Origin of the sequence: Providencia sp. PROV130 (genome assembly GCF_028482225.1) — a bacterium.
GTDB lineage: Bacteria > Pseudomonadota > Gammaproteobacteria > Enterobacterales > Enterobacteriaceae > Providencia > Providencia rettgeri.
Genome location: NZ_JAMPQC010000005.1, coordinates 391,872 through 409,708, shown reverse-complemented (window position 1 = coordinate 409,708; position 17,837 = coordinate 391,872). Strand labels below are relative to the sequence as shown.

Sequence of the window (17,837 nt, the reverse complement as noted above, 5' to 3'; positions counted from 1 at the left end):
TTTTTGTAAAACCTATGGATACAACTACCCAACTTCTTTCTTCTTTTAACGACTCGCTGAATTTATTTGATTTTATTTCTCTTCGCAGGGCCATTAGTCTTGAATATTACTATCATCAATGGAAGCTCACGATAAAAAGTAGTAAGTAACAGCTCACGGTTTTTTTGATGGGTCGCAGAGTTTTAGTAAAACCTATGGATATAGTGGGTTGATGGCTTAACCTATTTTCATTATGAATGGAATAGCGTTAATTAAAATAATGAGCAACAACTAACTTGTTATAGAGACAACTCACCTCTATTTGATTAGCAAAGGAGTATGGGGAAATAGGAGGAGGAGAATTAAATCAAGAGGTTGTACTCTAGGTATTTATGTGGTGAATGCTAATGGTGGATACAAAGTAATGAGTAACAACTCACTTGTTATAGCAATTAAAAATATATCGGGGAAAAGGGATTAATAAAACATAGTGAATAAGGTCGCAGTAAGTTTTAAGTGATTACTTACTATAGAAATATACCAGTAAAGTTTATTAAAAATGCAACTATATTCAATGAATAAATAATAATGACAATATTAAGTATTAAAAATAATACAATGAAAAAGATTAGTTAGCCTACGTTGAAAATTGAGATTAAATTAGCATTATTTATTTATATGAAATTGATAATTGAATTATTTTCTCGTCTATAATGTATTTTTTATGATATGTGATTTTATATAAATATTTTTTATGATTAAAGTTATATGTTAAAATTTGTATTATAAATCAAGTTATTACAAATTCATTTATTTAAAATGTTTGATAAAGGAAATTCTTCCAATATTTTTTTAAACCATGGTGTAAATATTTCAGGGGTAAGAACGATCTCTTGTTTTAATTGAGGAAGACTTATCCACCTTATAGATAAGACTTCTTCCCTATTTGGTTGAATATATTGGTTATAATAACCAATATAAATATGGTCATATTCATGTTCAATTAAGCCTCCCTGAACATCAGCTTTATAAATTAAGGAACCCGCATATGTCAATGGAGTGACAAAGCCTAGCTCTTCTTGAAGCCTACGTTCAGCTGCTTTCTGAGTATCCTCATTAGGTTTAGGATGACTACAGCAAGAATTTGCCCATTGCCCTGCTGAATGATATTTATGAAGAGCCCGTTGTTGAATTAATAGCTCATTTTGCTCATTAAAGATAAATACTGAAAATGCTCGATGTAGATAACCGAGTTGATGTGCCAATAATTTTGACATAACACCAACAGGTTCATCATGTTCATTAACTAAAATTAATTCATCTTCCATTTATATTATTTTCCGTCATAAAAATTATTACACTAGTTTAGTATAATTAAAAATATAAGTTTGCATATTAGAGCTGTTTATTAGTTAACATGATTTTTTCAAAGCTCACAGCTATTATAAGGTTATATAGCTGTGAGATTAAAAATTATTTTTGTTGTAACACCCAAACAGCGGCTTCAACCCTTGATTTTAAATTGAGCTTTTTAAGTAAATGTTTAACATGTACTTTTACTGTGCTTTCTGCAATATCTAGTTTACGAGCTATCATTTTATTTGATAAGCCTTGTGAGATCAGTTCTAGAATATCGGCTTCCCTTGGTGTTAATGAAGTTATATTATTATCATCCTGTGTGGTATTGTCTCTGAGTGATTCAGCCAGTACAGATGCTAATGTTGGACTAACAACTAACTTACCGCTAGCGGCTTCTTTTAGGGCGACTATAAGCTCTTCAGGCTCCATATCTTTAAGTAAATAACCATCAGCTCCTCTTTTTAGTGCATTGACTAAGTCATCACTATAATTAGAAACAGTAAAAAGAATAATTCTACCGGATAGTTCTCTTTTTCTAAGTTCATCAAGAGTTTCAAAACCATTCATTCCTGGCATGTTGAGATCCAGTAAAATAAGATCAGGATCTTGCTCTTCAGCGATCTGTATACCTGTTTTACCATCTCCTGCTTCACCGATAACTTGTAATGAAGATTCCAAACTAATCAACTGTTTGACTCCATTTCTTAGCATCGGATGATCATCAATAAGTAGAATGGTTGATTTTTCGTTTACTATATTTGTATTTTCCATAGATGATTTTCCGGTATGTTAAGCGTCAGATAAAGGAAAGGTAACTTTTACCTCTGTTCCACCTTGAAGCCTAGGTGTAATATAACAGTTACCATTAAGGCTTAATGCTCTTTCTCTCATAATAATAAGCCCATAATGATTAAGTTTATCAGTGTTTGACGTGATCCCTGCACCATCGTCGGTAATGGTAATAGTAACAATACCATCATACTGTTTTAATGAAACCTCAGCCGATGTTGCATTAGCATGTTTTAGAATATTAGTTAATGCTTCTCGGACGATTTGTATAATATGAATAGATTGGTGTGGTGAAATACTCTTTGCGGGTAGGTCGTAATTTAAGGTTACTGTATACCCCATACGTTCGCTAAATTCATTAATGGTACTTTCTAATGAGGGAAGTAAGCCAGGTTCCATTAATTTAAGTCTAAATGTGGTTAATAGCTCTCTCAGTTGGCTATATGCGGTATTAATTTCGCTGCGCATTTCCGTTAACAACTGTTGAGGTTTTTCTGGTAATGGTTCAGGCTGTAATTGCAGATAGCTAATTTGCATTTTCAAACAAGATAAAGACTGAGCGATAGAGTCATGAAGTTCGCGTGCAATTGCAGAGCGTTCATCCATGATAAGCAATTGTTGTTGTTGTTCTATTTGGTGCTCCATCGCGAGCATACCAGAGATCTGTTTTGCTAGAACAGAAACAAGGTTGTTTTGTTCGTCTGAAAGTATTTGATTATCTTCAATCTCACCAATAATAACGCCATAACGATGCATATTGTCTGATAAATCCCATTGTAAGCTGAGAGGTTTATCGATTGAAATTTGTTGTTTTAGCTGCGTTGTTTTCGCTTCAGATAATCCGGTTGAATGGCAACATATTTCATGAAAATATGCTTCATTACTCTCTTCATACAACCGTAAACTTAGATTTTTGAGTATGGTAATGTTTTCTAGTTCAATAAGGACTTTTTGTAATCGTAAATAGAGGGGATCTGACGAATGAAGAATTTGGTTTGATTGATATAAATAAGATAACACCTTATTTTTTGTGATTAAATCTGCAGTTTTTTCTGCAACTCTTTCTTCAAGTTGATGATAGCTTAGCGCTAATTCATCTGACATCTGGTTCAGCGTTTCTCCTAACGCATTTAATTCATCTTGCCTATTATTTTTTGGGTAGCGTTGGCTAAAATCTTTTCGTCCAATCGCATTGACCATTGATAATAATTTAACCCATGGGTAATAAATTTTTCGTCTTAGGTGCCAGATGGTTCCCATGAGTAATAAGAAGACTAAGCTAATAAAAATCAGTTGTGTCATAGCAACATAAGCAATCTTTCTTTCTGTTTTCTCATCAATGTTATGAACCAACTCATCAAGTTTACTTACAAATGATATAACTTCGTATCTTGCATCGTTAGGCGTATTTGCTTCCATTAATGAAGGTCGTAAGATATGTAACCAGTAATTATAGAGCTCATCAAATTGAGGAGTTAAGCTTTCAATTTTTACAACTTGAGTCAGTTCTGGGCTAATGAGGTCAGATTCTAATGCGTCGAGATAACGCTGATTTTGAGTATTCAGAGGGACGAGAGAAAGTAATCTGTAGCTCTGCATTCGTAGTGAACCTGATTTATTTATTGCGTGAGCATTACCTTGTACACTTATAATCATTCGATTGGAAATCGTCATCCCAATAATTCCTAAGATCGCAATCAGTAGCATAAGGCCGATCACTTGGTTAATAATTGAAAATCGACGATACAGTGTGGGCATGTGTCACTTCCTTAAAGAGTCGTGCTAGCGAACTTAAAATGCATAGTTCTAGTATTGTTCATAAAGGGGCGAATATTAAATATACTACTTTGGTAGTAATTTTCTGGTGTTATAACAAAATAGAAAATAGAAAATGAAATTTCTCTTTAAGTTTTTTACTTTTATTTATTGATATATAAGATTAAATTTGATTCAGTCTAGAACGGGGCTACGTATTATAGCTTAAATTAAAGATGAATTTCCTTTGATTTAGATCAGTTTAAATATCGATGAAAATCAATATGTAAAATAATATATATCGAAAAATGTTACTGAAAAACTATCGAATGGCAGGAGTCAAGATAGCTCTAATCGATAGAGCTACCTTTTTGTTTTAGGCTTTTTTAAATTTTTTGAATAGTGAGATTATCGCGACAAGGATTAGGCCGGTTACTAGCCCAAAAAATAAATTAATTATGGTCGGTAAGATAAACTGCATAGTACTACCAATGATAGGTGTTAAGGTTGCGGTAAAGGATATTTCGGTAATCCATTCTGAAATATAGCTGATACCGTGCGTTAGGATACCTCCACCGACCATAAACATCGCAGCTGTTCCTACAATAGATAATGTTTTCATCAGATAAGGAGTCGCATAAATTAAGGAATTACCACATTTTTTTAATAAAGAAGAGGTTTTTTTCTGTAAATAAAAGCCTAAGTCATCTAATTTTACAATACCTGCAACTAAGCCATATACACCGACAGTCATCACGATAGCAATGATAGAGAGTACGGCCACTTGGTTGATAAAAGAGGTGGTGGAAACAATACCGAGTGTGATGGCAATAATTTCAGCTGATAAAACAAAATCGGTACGAATAGCCCCTTTGATTTTTTTACTTTCAAATTCCTTAAGTTCTTCTGCTGATAATTGCAATTGGTGTTGGGGAAGAGAATCTTTTGCATTAGAATGCAATAGCTTATGAGTGATTTTTTCAGCTCCTTCAAAACAAAGATAGGCTCCACCAATCATGAGTAGAGGCGTGATAGCCCAAGGGATAAACGCACTGATTAACAACGCTAAAGGAACAAGTATTAATTTATTAACAAATGACCCTTTAGCGACGGCACAAACAACAGGAATTTCCCTCTCTGCACAAACACCTGTGACTTGTTGGGCGTTTAGTGCGAGGTCATCACCTAAAACACCGGATGTTTTTTTGGCAGCCATTTTTGTCATGACGGAAACATCGTCTAGCACAGCGGCAATATCATCAAGTAATGTGAGTAAGCTACTTCCAGCCACAAGGATATCCTCAATATTTTTTAAGGTGTCATTAATGTTTATTAGGTCAATTAATGGATAATTAGTTCATTACAATATAAATCATACTTACAAATAAGATAATTCCATTGCAGATTGATATATCTGAATTTTACATTATTAAATTATTAAATTTTTATGACAATGGAACCAATGTGATTTTTTCTTTTCTAAATTATTAATTTTAGCGAAGTAACATATTGCTATCTGCTACTTTGCTTTATATTTGGTTTAATTATTTAGCTTATGAATAATTTTTAATAGATTGGTATAGGGTTAATACATGTCTTCTCAGCCAGTTTTGAGTATTGTCGTTGCTGTATATAATGGTGAAAAATTTTTACCTCAGTTTTTTGATAGCTTAATTGCGCAAAAGCTAGAAAATTGGGAGTTGATCGTTGTTAATGACGGCTCTAAAGATAAAAGTGAAGACATCATTAAGTCTTACGCAGATAAATTTGTACATTTAAAAGTGCTTTATCAAGAGAATCAAGGCGTATCAGTTGCCCGTAATACGGGAATGGTTGAGGCTACGGGAAAATATATTACATTCCCTGATATTGACGATGAAATTAGCCCTCAAATGTATGGGCGTTTATTAGAAATCGCATTATCAAATGACCTCGATGTTGCAACCTGTAATGGGACTTATGTTTATACTAATGGTGATGCACCAAAGGCAATTTTCCCACCGAATAAAGTTCCGTCAACTGGGGTAATTTCAGGCCCTGAATGGCTTGAAATAGGCTTAAGCTCACGCAAATTTTTGCATGTAACTTGGCTGAATTTATATCGTTTAGACATGTTGCGCCAACACAAATTTTTCTTTGAACCTAAGTTACATCATCAAGACATTCCTTGGACGACGGAAGTTTTACTCGTGGCGAAGCGCGTGCAATTTATTAATGAACAATACTACCGATATTTAATCCATAACCAATCTGTTTCGCATTCATTGAGTGGTGATGAACGCTCTGTTCGCAAGATAAAAACGTATTTGAAGATTATTGATATGCTTCTAAATATTTACCAGCGTTATCCTGAACAAGTTAAACAGGCACCAGCTTGCTTATGGCAGGTAGGAAAGGAGGGGTTAGGGGTGATTCAAGCGCTATTAGCCATTAAATCACCTGATGTACAGAAGGAAATGGTACAACTATTTTTTGATAAGGGTTATTGGCAAATAGTGTGGGCGCATGCAACAACAGTAAAATTAAAATGGCGATTAATTAGACGCTACACTAAGTTAAAAGAAATTATCAAATCATAATCTTCTGAAAAGGTAGCTGTTTTTATAAGCTACCTTTTTGTTTTTATTTTTCTAGTTGCTTTAGAGATGCAATAAACATATCCCATAACTGAGGGTTATTTAATGTTGTGGCGACTTGTGTATGGCAATCTGCTTTAGCTGGGTGGCGAAAGTCAGTCACTGTCATACCTGTTGTTAGAACGCCTTGTAGCTCGATATCAATTGGAGCCTTAATCGTTTCCATTATGGATGGGTCGATAACATAAGCAACAGCGCATAGGTCGTGAACAGGAGCATGGTCAGTATAGCCATTACGTCTACGGTAACCTGCCGTGTAGTAATTTAGAGATTCAACAACAAAATCACTTACAGGTGTATTTAACGCTGCAATTGCTTCCATTATTTGGTCGTCTGGCCTTGCTTGGTGTGTAAGGTCCAACCCAATCATAGTGATAGGCCAAGTTTCATTAAACACGATATGAGCAGCTTCAGGGTCTATAAGGATATTGAATTCAGCGACTGCAGTACGGTTGCCTGTATGGTAGCCTCCTCCCATTAAAACAATTTCTTTTACTAATCCTACAATTTCAGGTGCTTTTCTCACGGCTAAAGCAATATTTGTGAGTCCTCCGATAGGTACGAGAGTAACCGTTTTAGGAGGATGTGACTTTAGCGTATCAATAATTAAGTCCACAGCGTGGCGTTGATCAATAGGTAGTTTGGGCTCAGGGAGGTGAGTGCCGTCCAGTCCTGTTGTTCCATGAACTTCTGGGGCAGTTTGTATTGTTCTCACTAGTGGCCTAGAGCAACCAGCAGCGATAGGGATATCATTTGCACTAACGAATTCCATAATTGCGCGTGCATTATAAGTAACTTTGTCTAAAGTTTGGTTTCCGACAACCGTCGTTACCGCAAGTAACTCTACATTTGAATTGCCTAATGCTAAGAAAATTGCCATTGCATCATCATGGCCAGGGTCACAATCGATAATAATTTTATTGCTAGACATTATTTCTCCTTTTATTAGGTTATTTACTTTTAATTAACATAATATATGGATGAATTTATTTTTATGTGATGTAAGTTCTATTTTTATGAATACTAATGTAATGAAATTATTCATTAGGGTTACTAATAGAGAGTGATGTGATTAACATATTAATAACAATCGTGTTGAGTTTATAAAGATAATGTGTTCTTTATGAAGTTTTAAGCAATATAAATGAAACCGCCTAGAGGGGTTTTATTAATTAGTTAATAATTGTGGAGGCAGAATGGAGAGCTATCTGGAAAAACTACCTGATGTCATTGATTCTGTTGCAACTAACCAATTTTATCCTAATTTATTATCATGGTTATCTTCATTTATTGCATTCGATAATGCGATTGTTTACTCCTTTGAAAAAGGAGCTCCACCCCGATTTCTTTCTAAAGTAGAGCGCCGCAATAGCGATAGTATTAATAGAATCTATCAACGAGGTGCTTATTTAATGGACCCATTCTACCAAGAAATCCAAAAGGGAGGGGCTTCCAAAGTATTAACATTAAAAGAACTCGCTCCTAAAGGGTTTTACCATACAGATTATTATCTCAATTTTTATCGTAAGACAGGGTGGTGTGATGAAGCTGGGTTGCTATTAGATATTTCAACTGACAGGCAATTAGGCATTTTTTTTGGTAATGAAGATAGGCCTTTTTTCTCAGGCAAATATACGCAAGCGCCACTTAAAGACGCCTTCGATATCATTCGTAGTATGGTCAGACTTCATAAAGACGTTTCTCCTTCTTCGGTGTCGAACCACTATCAATATACTGATATGCAAACACGATTTGGGCTGACACCAAGAGAGTGTGAAGTTGTCGAATTAATCTTAGCAGGTAAAGGTTCACCACAAATTGCACAGATGCTTTTCATTAGTTTAGGAACAGTGAAAAATCATCGTAAAAATATCTATCAAAAACTAAGTATTAATTCACAGGTTGAATTATTTAACTTGTTAATGAATAGGTTAAGCTAAGTATAATGTGTTTTTATATTTATTTTAACTTAGTGATTTAATAGCATTTTATGGCTTGTTATCTTTTTTATTACTGCATTATTTTTTTTATTTTTGTCTAGATGATTTGTATGAACTAAAATTAAATTAATAATCATTATTATTAACATGAGAATGGTTTATTAATTGTTTGATTTTTAGATTATTTTTTATTTTTTTTAAAATTTTATTATTATTTAAATATTCTACTTGCGTCACAATTGTTAACTTTATGTTTCGAATGTCCCTAAAGGGCTATGTAATTGTTAATGTAAGGTTAAGATAATCGAGTTATCGAAAGATACTAAATAGGGTATCCATAATGAATAACCAAGTAGAATCATTGACTTACTATGCTGCAACTAAAAAGTATGACTTACGTTTTCCTACGCTAAAGGAAGATCTTGATGTTGATGTGGTGATTATTGGTGGTGGTTTTTCTGGGATCCACACTGCGCTTGAGCTGTGTGAGAAAGGGATTACCAATATCGCTATTTTGGAAGGACGGCACCTTGGCTACGGTGGTTCAGGGCGCAATGGCGGGCAAGTAATGGCAGGCATTGGCCATGACATCGATGCAATTAAAAAATATGTCGGGCCAGAGGGTTTAGAAACGATTTTTAAACTCAGCAATATGGGCGCAGGGATCATGCGTGATCGCATCGCTAAATATGATATTGATGCAGATTTTTGCCGTGGTTACGCATACTTAGGAAGCAATAAGCGCCAAGAAAAGACCCTACACAGTTGGCTAAAAGATTTCAAGTCAGTTGATCCTGATGAGGAAATTGAATTTTACAGTGGCTCAGAACTAAAACAGATTATTGGTTCTGATGCTTATACCTGTGGGATCAAACACATGGGTGGCGGTCATGTTCATTCATTGAATTTATTATTGGGTGAAGCGAAAGCGATTAGTGAAATATATGGCGCTAAAATATTTGAAAATAGCCAAGTATTAAATGTGGAATATGGTAATACCATCAAAGTCAGAACTGCGATGGGAATGGTTAAAGCACAGAAAATGCTGTGGGCTTGCGATTCATTTTTAAATGGCCTTGAGCCGACGATTTACCCTAAAACTATTAATACTTACGCATATCAATTAATGACGGAAGAGCTGCCTGATGAATTAATCGAGCGAATTAGCCCAATCCGTGGTGCTTATAGTGATATTCGTCCTGTAATAGATTACTACCGGGTGACGAATGAGAATCGCCTACTATTTGGCAGTTCCACTCATTTTCTTGAATACATTCCATCTGATCTTAAAGCATGGAATCGTAACCTAATGCTAAAAGTCTTTCCCTATCTCAAAGATGTCAAAATTGAATTAGCTTGGGGTGGACCAATGGCATGTAGTGCAAATTTATTTCCACAAATTGGTTCATTACCACAACACAAAAATGTGTTTTATGCACAGGGCTATTCAGGTTTTGGTGTTACGCCAAGCCAGATTGTGTGCAAAGTTCTTGCTGAAGGAATGGTGGAAGGTTCTCATCGTTATGACTTAATGAGTTCTATCCCGCACGCCAATATTATTGGTAAAGATAGTTTACGTAATGTGATTGTTTCGTTGGCAAAAATAATGCATCAGACATCCGGTTATTGGCAAGGTCGTCGCTAATTCGCTATCCACCTAACTAGTTTATTTAAATCGATTAAAGGTAAAAATTATGATTAGTCCATTACTGTTAAACAAACCACTGCCAGAGTTATTGAATATTGGTAGCGTGACAAATTTAGGCTCTGTGGTTGTTGAAGGCGATCCTCAAGCGAGTGTTGCCATGATCCACGGTGAACCAACGGATAACCTGACTTGCGGTATTTTTGCTTGTACTAAAGGCAAGTTCAAAATGGTATATCCATTTGATGAAATGGCGACAGTCCACGAAGGTTCGGTGAAGTTAACGGATGTAAAAACCGGTGTAACGGTTGAATACCATAAAGGCGATACCTGGTTTGCCGCGAAAGGTACCGAGGTTTTATGGGAAATTGATACACCACGCTTCGTAAAACATTACTTAGCTTGTGTAAATGCCTAATTAATTTCTATTGAGTGGAGTGATAACAATGAGCGAGTTAACCCTATTACCAGAAGTCAGTGAGTTTTTGAAGCGTCAGCACGGTCATTTTATCAACGGGTTACCGGTTTCTGGCAAGGGCGATACTTTTTTTGATGTTGTTAACCCAGCCACTGAACAGGTTATTGCTAAAGTAAAAGAAGGAACTTTAGCGGAAGTTGATGCCGCAATGAATGCGGCTCATACTGCATTTAAAGGGGTTTGGGCAAACACGACACCAATGGAAAGAGGGAATTGCTTAAACCGCCTTGCTGACTTGCTTGAAAAGCACCTTGAAGAATTAGCCCAGTTAGAGACGTTATGTTCAGGTAAAGCCATTCAATTATCTCGTTTTCTTGAAGTGGGGTCATCTGCGCAGTTTTTGCGTTATTTTGCCGGTTGGGCGACGAAAATCAGCGGTGAAACATTGAATGTTTCATTGCCTTCTTTTAATGGTGAGAAATATTCTGCATTTACCCAACGTGAACCTGTTGGTGTTGTCGCTGGTATTATTCCTTGGAACTTTTCTATCATGATTTCCATTTGGAAATTAGCGGCTGCTTTAACATGTGGCTGTACGATTGTGTTGAAACCAAGTGAATTTACCCCACTAACTATGCTAAGAGTGGTGGAATTGGCAAAAGAGGCGGGAATTCCTGACGGTGTAATTAATATCGTGAATGGTGGTGGTCGTGAAGTTGGGCCGGCACTGATTCATCATCCACTTTGTTCTAAAGTGACATTTACGGGGTCTGTACCAACTGGGCTGGCGGTAGGGCGTTCAGCGATGGAAGGTAAGTTAACCCGAGTAACACTGGAGCTTGGTGGGAAAAATGGTGCTGCGTTCTTAGCTGACCTCCCGGTTGAAAAAATTGTTAATGGGATTATTGAAGCGGGATATCTAAATCAAGGGCAAATTTGCGCAGCTGCTGAGCGGTTCTATATTCCATCTAAATTGATGGATGAAGTATTAGCGCAACTAAAAACGCGTTTGTCTGCGATGAAAGTCGGTTCTCCATTGGATGAAACAACCGAAATGGGGCCGCTGGCCAATAAAGCGCATTATGAAAAAATCTTAGGTTTGTTTGAAAAAGCTCGCCAAGAGGGCAGTGAAATTATTTATGGTGGCCAACCCATTGCAGGTGCTGGGTATTTTGTGCCTCCAACCATTATTCGTGCTAGTAGTCCAGATGATGTGTTAATGAAAGAGGAAACATTTGGACCAATAGGGACTTTCTTGAGTTACGATGATGAAGAAGAACTTATTGATATGATGAATAGTACTCCGTTTGGTTTAGCTGCGAGTTTATGGACAAATGATCTTAGTAAAGCAATGCGCATGATTTCACGCATTGAAGCGGGAACTGTATGGGTGAATATGCATACTTTCCTTGATCCTGCAGTGCCATTTGGTGGCATTAAGTCATCAGGTATTGGTCGTGAATTTGGTAGTGCCTTTATTGAGTATTACACAGAGTTAAAATCTGTCATGGTGCGTTATTAGTGTTCAATTTATATTCAATTAATCAACATTTCCCGGCCATCGTGCCGGGTTTTTTTTGTATTTTATAGATACCATGGCTTATTCGTGGTTATGATGAAAGCTCGTTATTATCCATTATAGGTAACAGTATGAAGAAAGTGTTGATTACAGGTGGCAGCCGAGGGATTGGGAGAGCCACAGCGATTCAATTGGGCAGTCTTGGAATGCATGTACTGATTAACTATAAAAGCGACCAACAAGCGGCTGATGAAGTTGTACAAGAGATTCAATCGGCGGGGGGGATGGCGAATGCGTTGCAATGTGATATCAGTGATGAAAATGACGCTGTTAAATTATTTACAATCATCAAAGAACAGTATGGCGATTTAGATTACTTAGTGAATAATGCTGGAATTTTATTTCAGCAGTGCCGTACAGAAATGCTGACTGCAGCGCGTATTAATCAGGTGTTGGCCACGAATGTGACAGGATTACTGATTTGTTGTCGAGAGTTTATTAAACATGCCTACCATTTTAATCAATTCAAAGATAAAGCCATTGTGAATGTTTCATCTGCGGCTGCGCGTTTAGGTGCAGCAGGGGAATATATTGATTATGCCGCCTCTAAAGGCGCAGTAGATTCGATCACAAAAGGGTTGTCACTTGAGCTTGCAGGATTAGGAATACGTGTTAATGGCGTTCGACCCGGCTATATTTATACTCAAATGCACAAAGATGGCGGTGAGGAAGGTCGAGTTGACCGAGTTGCTTCACAAATACCGATGAAAAGAGGAGGGGAACCACATGAGATTGCTGAAATCATCGTATGGCTGTTAAGTGGTGCATCTTCTTATGTCACAGGTTCAATTATTGATGCGGCGGGTGGCCGTTAGATTTATTGTCATTTTTCTTGGTGAATGATAAACCCGGATGAAACAAGCTCGGTTCGGTTAGTCACATTTGCTTTAGTGAAGATATTGCGTAAGTGAGTCTTCACTGTTGATAGCGAAACCCCCAGTAATAGTGCAATTCGTTTATTGCTCGCACCTTCTCGTACTAAATGGATAATTTCTTGTTCTTTGGGGGTATAAGCCACTAATGAATCAGGTAGTACATCAAATGTCATCAGCTCAGCGACAGGTAAGATAGTGTTTAATCGCATGATTTCTTGTTGGCTAAATGGACTGTCTCGCAGCACTGAAATCCCCGCAATAATTTTATTTTTACGACGAATAAATATTTCAGCCATATCAGTCATGTTATTTGGCCGCATAAAATCATGGAAAAAAGCTTGATTTTGCTGGCGTATTTCAGGATCCATTCTCACTAAGCGTAAATCATCGCTGCGAAAATGGTCAGGGTGTAAAGGATCCAATTGGTGAAAATAAGCGAGATATTCTTCGTGCATTTTTGCCGGTATCCCGTGAAGAACGTAGTTGTCTGGTTGGCAGTGATCATTCACGAGGTAATACACCAATGCAGAAACCGGAATAATATGTGCAATGGTATTTAGGCAGCAATCAATCAATGTTTGTTGATGAGGCTCGAATAATGGTGAATTCATCATATTCCCTTGTGTACTAATCGAATTATTATCATGCCTCTTAATTAATTTAACATAAAATAAACATGTTAATAACGTGAAGTTGATAGCAGTATTTAAAACTCATGAATACCTCATGAATATTGGTTTTCTGCTTTTTGGTATCTTTAGACAGATATTTATTAATATATTAACAAGTGATTTGTTTGCTACATGTTGATATTGCTTTAATTATTTTTTTTGTTCTTAAAAATATGGGTACTTTTCGCGAGCTATACTTTATTTCCCCTCTCTCTGGGTATCGTCCTTTAGAACGATAGCAGTGGATTTAAGCTTATTTCTATAGTGGATATGAAATTACTTTGTTTTTACAAAAAATTCACATTAATAGCTAGGTAGAGAGTGAGAGGGAAGCAAGATGAATTTATCCTCAAAATTGTCGACACATTTAGAAAAAGGGAAAGTTGGCTTTCCGACCACCTTGGCGAGTTCTGCTGGCTTGATTATGGCCAGTCCTGTTATTTTAACCGTCACGAGTGGATTCGGTATAGGTGGCGATACGTTTGCTTTAGCGGTACTACTTAGTTTCATTATGATGCAAGCTCAGCTAACCACATTTTCGGAGGCTGCGGCAATTTTACCAACGTCAGGCTCAGTATATGACTATATCTCTTGTGGGATGGGGCGTTTTTGGGCGATAACAGGTGCGCTTTCGGCTTACTTGATTGTGCATGTGTTTGCAGGAACTGCCGAAACTATTCTGTCAGGGATTATGGCTCTCGTTAATTTTGAACATCTCAACACGGTCTTAGAGACCAGTAACTCATCTTGGATGGTTGGTGTTGGGCTGGTTGTCACGTTTGGTATCTTAAACGCATTTGGTATTGAAGCCTTTGGTAAGGTCGAGGTTGTACTGACATTTGCCATGTGGTCCACGTTAGTGATTTTTAGTGTGAGTGGGCTGTTATTGCCATTTCATGTGGATATGGACGGCTGGTTTGGTCAGCCACTCAATACGGACCCAACACTAATACTGAGCTTTGTTGGTATGGCAATGTTCATGTTTGTGGGTTGTGAGCTAGTGACCCCAATGGCACCTGAAATTAAAAATTCCGCGAAAGTGATTCCCCGTGCGATGACAACGGGTTTATTTTGTGTCGCACTCTGTATGGTGTTATTCGGTGCTGCACTAGCGAACCAAGTGGAAAATGTGGTCGTTGACCCGCAGACAGGTACGCGTTTACTTGAAACACCGATGGCAATCCCTGCATTCGCCGAAATTGTTATGGGTGAGTTTGGTAAATACTGGATAGGCATTGCGTTATTACTGGCTGGTGGAGCGACCATCAATACGTTAATGGCAGCGGTTCCTCGCATTCTTTATGGAATGGCACTTGATGGGGCATTACCACGCATCTTTGCTTATTTACATCCACGTTTCAAAACTCCAGTATTCGGTATTTTAGTGGCTGTAATGATCCCATGTTTGCACGCTTTTGCTATTCAAGGCGACCTTGACCGTATCATTCCATTGGTACTGGCGGCGGTGTGTTCTTGGGGCACGGCTTACTTGCTGGTAACGATTTCAGTGGTGTTATTGCGTATTCGTCGACCTGACTTACATCGCGCCTATCGTTCGCCTTTTTTCCCTATACCGCAAATTATTTCGAGTGTCGGGATTATTTTAGCGATTGTGTACATCACTCCACCAGGCATGAATAAATCGGATATCTATATTCCCTTTGCCATTATGTTAGGTTTAACAGCTGGATATGCATTAATTTGGACCGTTTTCGTGCAGAAAGTGAACCCATTTAAACCTGTGGATGTTGAATACGTTTTATCTAATTCCTTCGCTGATGAAGAAATGGAAGGAGGCCAACTTGAGCCATTACGTAACCTCGCCTAAACCGTCTTTGTGGAAGAAAATCGGTAAGCTTACCCAGCAACGTTTGCCTGCCGGATATCAAACAGGATTGACACTTAATCGTGTTGAGAAGGACATGGCGCCTTATTCATGTGAGTGGGGGGCACCCGGAGTGCTCCATGTGCAGCTTCAACCTGAATTAACGATTGAGGTGACTGAACGGGCAAGAAAATTGTTTCTCGCTTTTATCGTGTATAGCCGTTTTACGGTATCTGGCCAATGCGCAGATAGTATCAATGCAAAAATTGAAGTAAAAACCCGTGGAACTATAAAGAAGAAGCATGTCCATTTTGTTTCGAAACAGATGGATGGGCAGAAAGTTATTGAATGGCTGAATGAGTACCCGATTATTAGGCAAACATTAGAAGAGCTGGAATTTAATCATTGCGAGATAGAGTTTAGCCGAGGTCGTTGGCGTTGTGAAATTGAGCCTTACACGGCATCAGAAATGGTGAGCCGCATTCCCGCGACTCGCCGTTATTTGAGATTAATAAAAAAACAACGCTATTATTTATTGAGCGCGCTGCAGTTAATTAACCAACTGGTGGAAAAACGTGCTGCGAGCCATTGAGTTTAAAAGAGTTTTTTGATAGTAATAATTATTATCAATTGACTCGCTGGAATTTGATGTGAAATCTTTGCCTCTTTTAGGTTGTATGTTGTTTTCTTCTGCGGTGATGGCAACACACGCTGACTGTATGCGTTTATCTGAGCTTTCCTTTGCTGAAGGGGTACATGATAGCGAAGGTCATAGCTGCTTATCTTTTGAAGTATCGCAGCAAGATTTTATAAAACAACGCGGTGAGGGTCTTTCCAAGGTTCTGTTATTGGATTCCAATAAACAGCCAGTGCGTGCATTGCAAGAGTACGGTTCAGTTCAAGAACCTCATAGTGCGGATTATTTAGTATCAAAAAATGGGGTTTATTATTTAGCGTTGAATGGTGAGCCGGGTAAGCCCTGGCAATTAAAGTTTGATGTCACCCAGTACCAGCCTTTAGCCATTAAAAAGGATAATGAGCCCGTTAGCCCCAAGCTGCAAAGTTTACTTGATGAATATTATCAAAATGGTGATACAAGCGCATTTTGGCAAGCCGTCGCCGCGCAAGGAACGCCATTGGTTGAAGATTTTTCAAATAGACAAAAACGGGTGACATTCCTTTGGCGTGGTGCGAAAGCAAACGCCTATATTCTAGGTGCGCCGTCAGGTAATCACGAAAGAATGGCCCACTTGGCGGGAACGGATATTTGGTATCGTTCTTTTATCATCCCTAATGATACGTTATCGCAATATAAAATTGCACCTGATATCCCTTCTGTACCGGAAGGCGGTTTTGCCCAACGTAAAGCTATTTTAGTCACAGCGCAGTCTGACCCATATAATTCTCATGTTATTCCTTCCCTAAATGTCGATAAATATAACCGTTTTTCGTTGTTATCATTGGTACCGAACATACGCCAGTGTCACTTCCCTAATATAGAAAATCGGCAGATTAAAGGCCGTTTAGAGACTTTTACGTTGGCAAGTAAAATATTAAAAAACGAAAGAAAAATAACGGTTTATCAACCAAATATACCAATGGAAACACCGGCGTTATTGTTGCTATTGGATGGGCAAATTTACCTGCAAAACTATCAAATGGAGAAATTCTTTGATAAGTGGATGAACCAGGGGAGTTTTCCAGCTATGAATATTGTATTTGTTGATAGCATAAATTCAGAGCGTCGTGGAGATGAGCTCCCCCCAAACGATGCCTTTCCTAAGTTGCTGGCAGATGAGCTTATGCCTCAATTAGCACAAATGGGAATTCAAGCGCCTGCAAGCCATACGATTATTGCGGGTTCCAGTTATGGTGGGATTGGCGCGACATGGAATGCATTACAACATCCTGAAATCTTCGGTAATGTCATCAGTATGTCAGGATCTTATTGGTGGGCTCCAAAAGATAAAGACCCTGAGTGGTTAATTCGTGAAATCGAAATCATGCCAACGCAACCGATCCGTTTTTTTCTTGAGGCTGGCTTATTCGAGCAACGTGGCAGTTGGGGGGGGATTATTCAAAACCACTACCGATTACTGGATGTGCTAAAACACAAAGGTTATCAAGTGGATGCCATTGAGTTACCTAGCGGGCACGACTACGTTTCTTGGTGTGAAACGCTTTATGAGGGAACAAATCAACTTGTGTCTCAATGGTAAATTGCCATAACGCTAATTCACAAAAAGCAGCTTATATTTAGCTGCTTTTTCATATTTATGACAAACGTCTTCATTTCGCCATAAAAGCGTCATTCAACTGTCATCTAGCTCCTTTAGCATGCCTGTCATTATTTGAAATACACATTT

The 17,837-nt window shown here is 37.7% G+C and carries 15 protein-coding genes; 9 read left to right on the top strand and 6 right to left on the bottom strand.

Annotated elements, in window-relative coordinates:
* Positions 1-785 precede the first annotated feature (785 nt).
* The 4 genes from idi to PSF28_RS05725 all read right to left on the bottom strand — a co-directional run bounded on the left by idi (position 786) and on the right by PSF28_RS05725 (position 5,173).
* Positions 786-1,307 carry an isopentenyl-diphosphate Delta-isomerase gene (gene idi, locus PSF28_RS05740; protein WP_272684770.1) on the bottom strand — a complete coding sequence of 174 codons (522 nt, stop codon included), beginning with the start codon at positions 1,305-1,307 and terminating at the stop codon, positions 786-788.
* A 145-nt stretch (positions 1,308-1,452) separates the two neighbouring features.
* Positions 1,453-2,109, bottom strand: coding sequence for a two-component system response regulator NarL (narL, locus tag PSF28_RS05735; protein WP_004914835.1), 657 nt, complete (start codon positions 2,107-2,109; stop codon positions 1,453-1,455).
* A gap of 18 nt (positions 2,110-2,127) precedes the next feature.
* Positions 2,128-3,885 carry a nitrate/nitrite two-component system sensor histidine kinase NarX gene (gene narX / locus PSF28_RS05730; protein ID WP_210840411.1) on the bottom strand — a complete coding sequence of 586 codons (1,758 nt, stop codon included), beginning with the start codon at positions 3,883-3,885 and terminating at the stop codon, positions 2,128-2,130.
* 373 nt (positions 3,886-4,258) lie between these two features.
* Positions 4,259-5,173, bottom strand: coding sequence for a DUF808 domain-containing protein (locus tag PSF28_RS05725; protein ID WP_272684769.1), 915 nt, complete (start codon positions 5,171-5,173; stop codon positions 4,259-4,261).
* A gap of 301 nt (positions 5,174-5,474) precedes the next feature.
* Between PSF28_RS05725 and PSF28_RS05720 the strand changes: the two genes are divergently transcribed.
* Positions 5,475-6,461 carry a glycosyltransferase gene (locus PSF28_RS05720; protein ID WP_004914830.1) on the top strand — a complete coding sequence of 329 codons (987 nt, stop codon included), beginning with the start codon at positions 5,475-5,477 and terminating at the stop codon, positions 6,459-6,461.
* 43 nt (positions 6,462-6,504) lie between these two features.
* On the opposite strand, the gene uriH is transcribed toward PSF28_RS05720, so the two are convergent.
* Positions 6,505-7,449 (bottom strand): uridine-preferring nucleoside hydrolase UriH, encoded by a 945-nt coding sequence (uriH, locus tag PSF28_RS05715; RefSeq protein ID WP_210840406.1) that lies wholly within the window; start codon positions 7,447-7,449, stop codon positions 6,505-6,507.
* Positions 7,450-7,714: 265 nt separating this feature from the next.
* Between uriH and PSF28_RS05710 the strand changes: the two genes are divergently transcribed.
* From PSF28_RS05710 to PSF28_RS05690, 5 genes are all read left to right on the top strand, one after another.
* Positions 7,715-8,458, top strand: a complete 744-nt coding sequence (locus tag PSF28_RS05710) for a helix-turn-helix transcriptional regulator (protein ID WP_210840405.1) — start codon at positions 7,715-7,717, stop codon at positions 8,456-8,458.
* A gap of 340 nt (positions 8,459-8,798) precedes the next feature.
* Positions 8,799-10,103, top strand: coding sequence for an NAD(P)/FAD-dependent oxidoreductase (locus PSF28_RS05705; protein ID WP_272684768.1), 1,305 nt, complete (start codon positions 8,799-8,801; stop codon positions 10,101-10,103).
* Between the two features lie 49 nt (positions 10,104-10,152).
* A complete protein-coding gene (locus PSF28_RS05700) occupies positions 10,153-10,521 on the top strand; it encodes a cupin domain-containing protein (protein ID WP_096865186.1) in 369 nt (122 codons plus the stop codon).
* A gap of 28 nt (positions 10,522-10,549) precedes the next feature.
* Positions 10,550-12,043 carry an aldehyde dehydrogenase family protein gene (locus tag PSF28_RS05695; RefSeq protein ID WP_272684767.1) on the top strand — a complete coding sequence of 498 codons (1,494 nt, stop codon included), beginning with the start codon at positions 10,550-10,552 and terminating at the stop codon, positions 12,041-12,043.
* A 128-nt stretch (positions 12,044-12,171) separates the two neighbouring features.
* On the top strand, positions 12,172-12,915 hold the full coding sequence (locus tag PSF28_RS05690) for an SDR family oxidoreductase (RefSeq protein WP_272684285.1): 744 nt from the start codon (positions 12,172-12,174) through the stop codon (positions 12,913-12,915).
* Between the two features lie 8 nt (positions 12,916-12,923).
* Here the strand turns inward: PSF28_RS05690 and PSF28_RS05685 are convergent, their stop codons facing one another.
* Complete coding sequence (locus PSF28_RS05685) at positions 12,924-13,586, bottom strand: helix-turn-helix domain-containing protein (protein WP_210837032.1); 663 nt, start codon at positions 13,584-13,586, stop codon at positions 12,924-12,926.
* 397 nt (positions 13,587-13,983) lie between these two features.
* On the opposite strand from PSF28_RS05685, the gene PSF28_RS05680 reads away from it, so the two are divergent.
* Genes PSF28_RS05680 through PSF28_RS05670 form a run of 3 tightly spaced genes read left to right on the top strand, consistent with a single transcriptional unit; the run spans position 13,984 to position 17,690 of the window.
* Positions 13,984-15,474 carry an APC family permease gene (locus PSF28_RS05680; protein ID WP_198642066.1) on the top strand — a complete coding sequence of 497 codons (1,491 nt, stop codon included), beginning with the start codon at positions 13,984-13,986 and terminating at the stop codon, positions 15,472-15,474.
* Positions 15,449-16,063, top strand: coding sequence for a DUF3156 family protein (locus tag PSF28_RS05675; protein ID WP_247605317.1), 615 nt, complete (start codon positions 15,449-15,451; stop codon positions 16,061-16,063). Before PSF28_RS05680 ends, PSF28_RS05675 begins: the two co-directional genes overlap by 26 nt.
* A 58-nt stretch (positions 16,064-16,121) precedes the next feature.
* Positions 16,122-17,690: an alpha/beta hydrolase-fold protein gene (locus PSF28_RS05670; RefSeq protein WP_272684766.1), complete on the top strand. Its 1,569-nt coding sequence runs from the start codon at positions 16,122-16,124 to the stop codon at positions 17,688-17,690.
* Positions 17,691-17,837: the final 147 nt, after the last annotated feature.

What these genes read in the sequence shown, in the direction of transcription:
- idi (WP_272684770.1), bottom strand. Translation starts at nt 1,307, where the DNA reads ATGGAAGATGAATTAATTTTAGTTAATGAACATGATGAACCTGTTGGT.
- narL (WP_004914835.1), bottom strand. Translation starts at nt 2,109, where the DNA reads ATGGAAAATACAAATATAGTAAACGAAAAATCAACCATTCTACTTATT.
- narX (WP_210840411.1), bottom strand. Translation starts at nt 3,885, where the DNA reads ATGCCCACACTGTATCGTCGATTTTCAATTATTAACCAAGTGATCGGC.
- PSF28_RS05720 (WP_004914830.1), top strand. Translation starts at nt 5,475, where the DNA reads ATGTCTTCTCAGCCAGTTTTGAGTATTGTCGTTGCTGTATATAATGGT.
- uriH (WP_210840406.1), bottom strand. Translation starts at nt 7,449, where the DNA reads ATGTCTAGCAATAAAATTATTATCGATTGTGACCCTGGCCATGATGAT.
- PSF28_RS05710 (WP_210840405.1), top strand. Translation starts at nt 7,715, where the DNA reads ATGGAGAGCTATCTGGAAAAACTACCTGATGTCATTGATTCTGTTGCA.
- PSF28_RS05705 (WP_272684768.1), top strand. Translation starts at nt 8,799, where the DNA reads ATGAATAACCAAGTAGAATCATTGACTTACTATGCTGCAACTAAAAAG.
- PSF28_RS05700 (WP_096865186.1), top strand. Translation starts at nt 10,153, where the DNA reads ATGATTAGTCCATTACTGTTAAACAAACCACTGCCAGAGTTATTGAAT.
- PSF28_RS05695 (WP_272684767.1), top strand. Translation starts at nt 10,550, where the DNA reads ATGAGCGAGTTAACCCTATTACCAGAAGTCAGTGAGTTTTTGAAGCGT.
- PSF28_RS05690 (WP_272684285.1), top strand. Translation starts at nt 12,172, where the DNA reads ATGAAGAAAGTGTTGATTACAGGTGGCAGCCGAGGGATTGGGAGAGCC.
- PSF28_RS05685 (WP_210837032.1), bottom strand. Translation starts at nt 13,586, where the DNA reads ATGAATTCACCATTATTCGAGCCTCATCAACAAACATTGATTGATTGC.
- PSF28_RS05680 (WP_198642066.1), top strand. Translation starts at nt 13,984, where the DNA reads ATGAATTTATCCTCAAAATTGTCGACACATTTAGAAAAAGGGAAAGTT.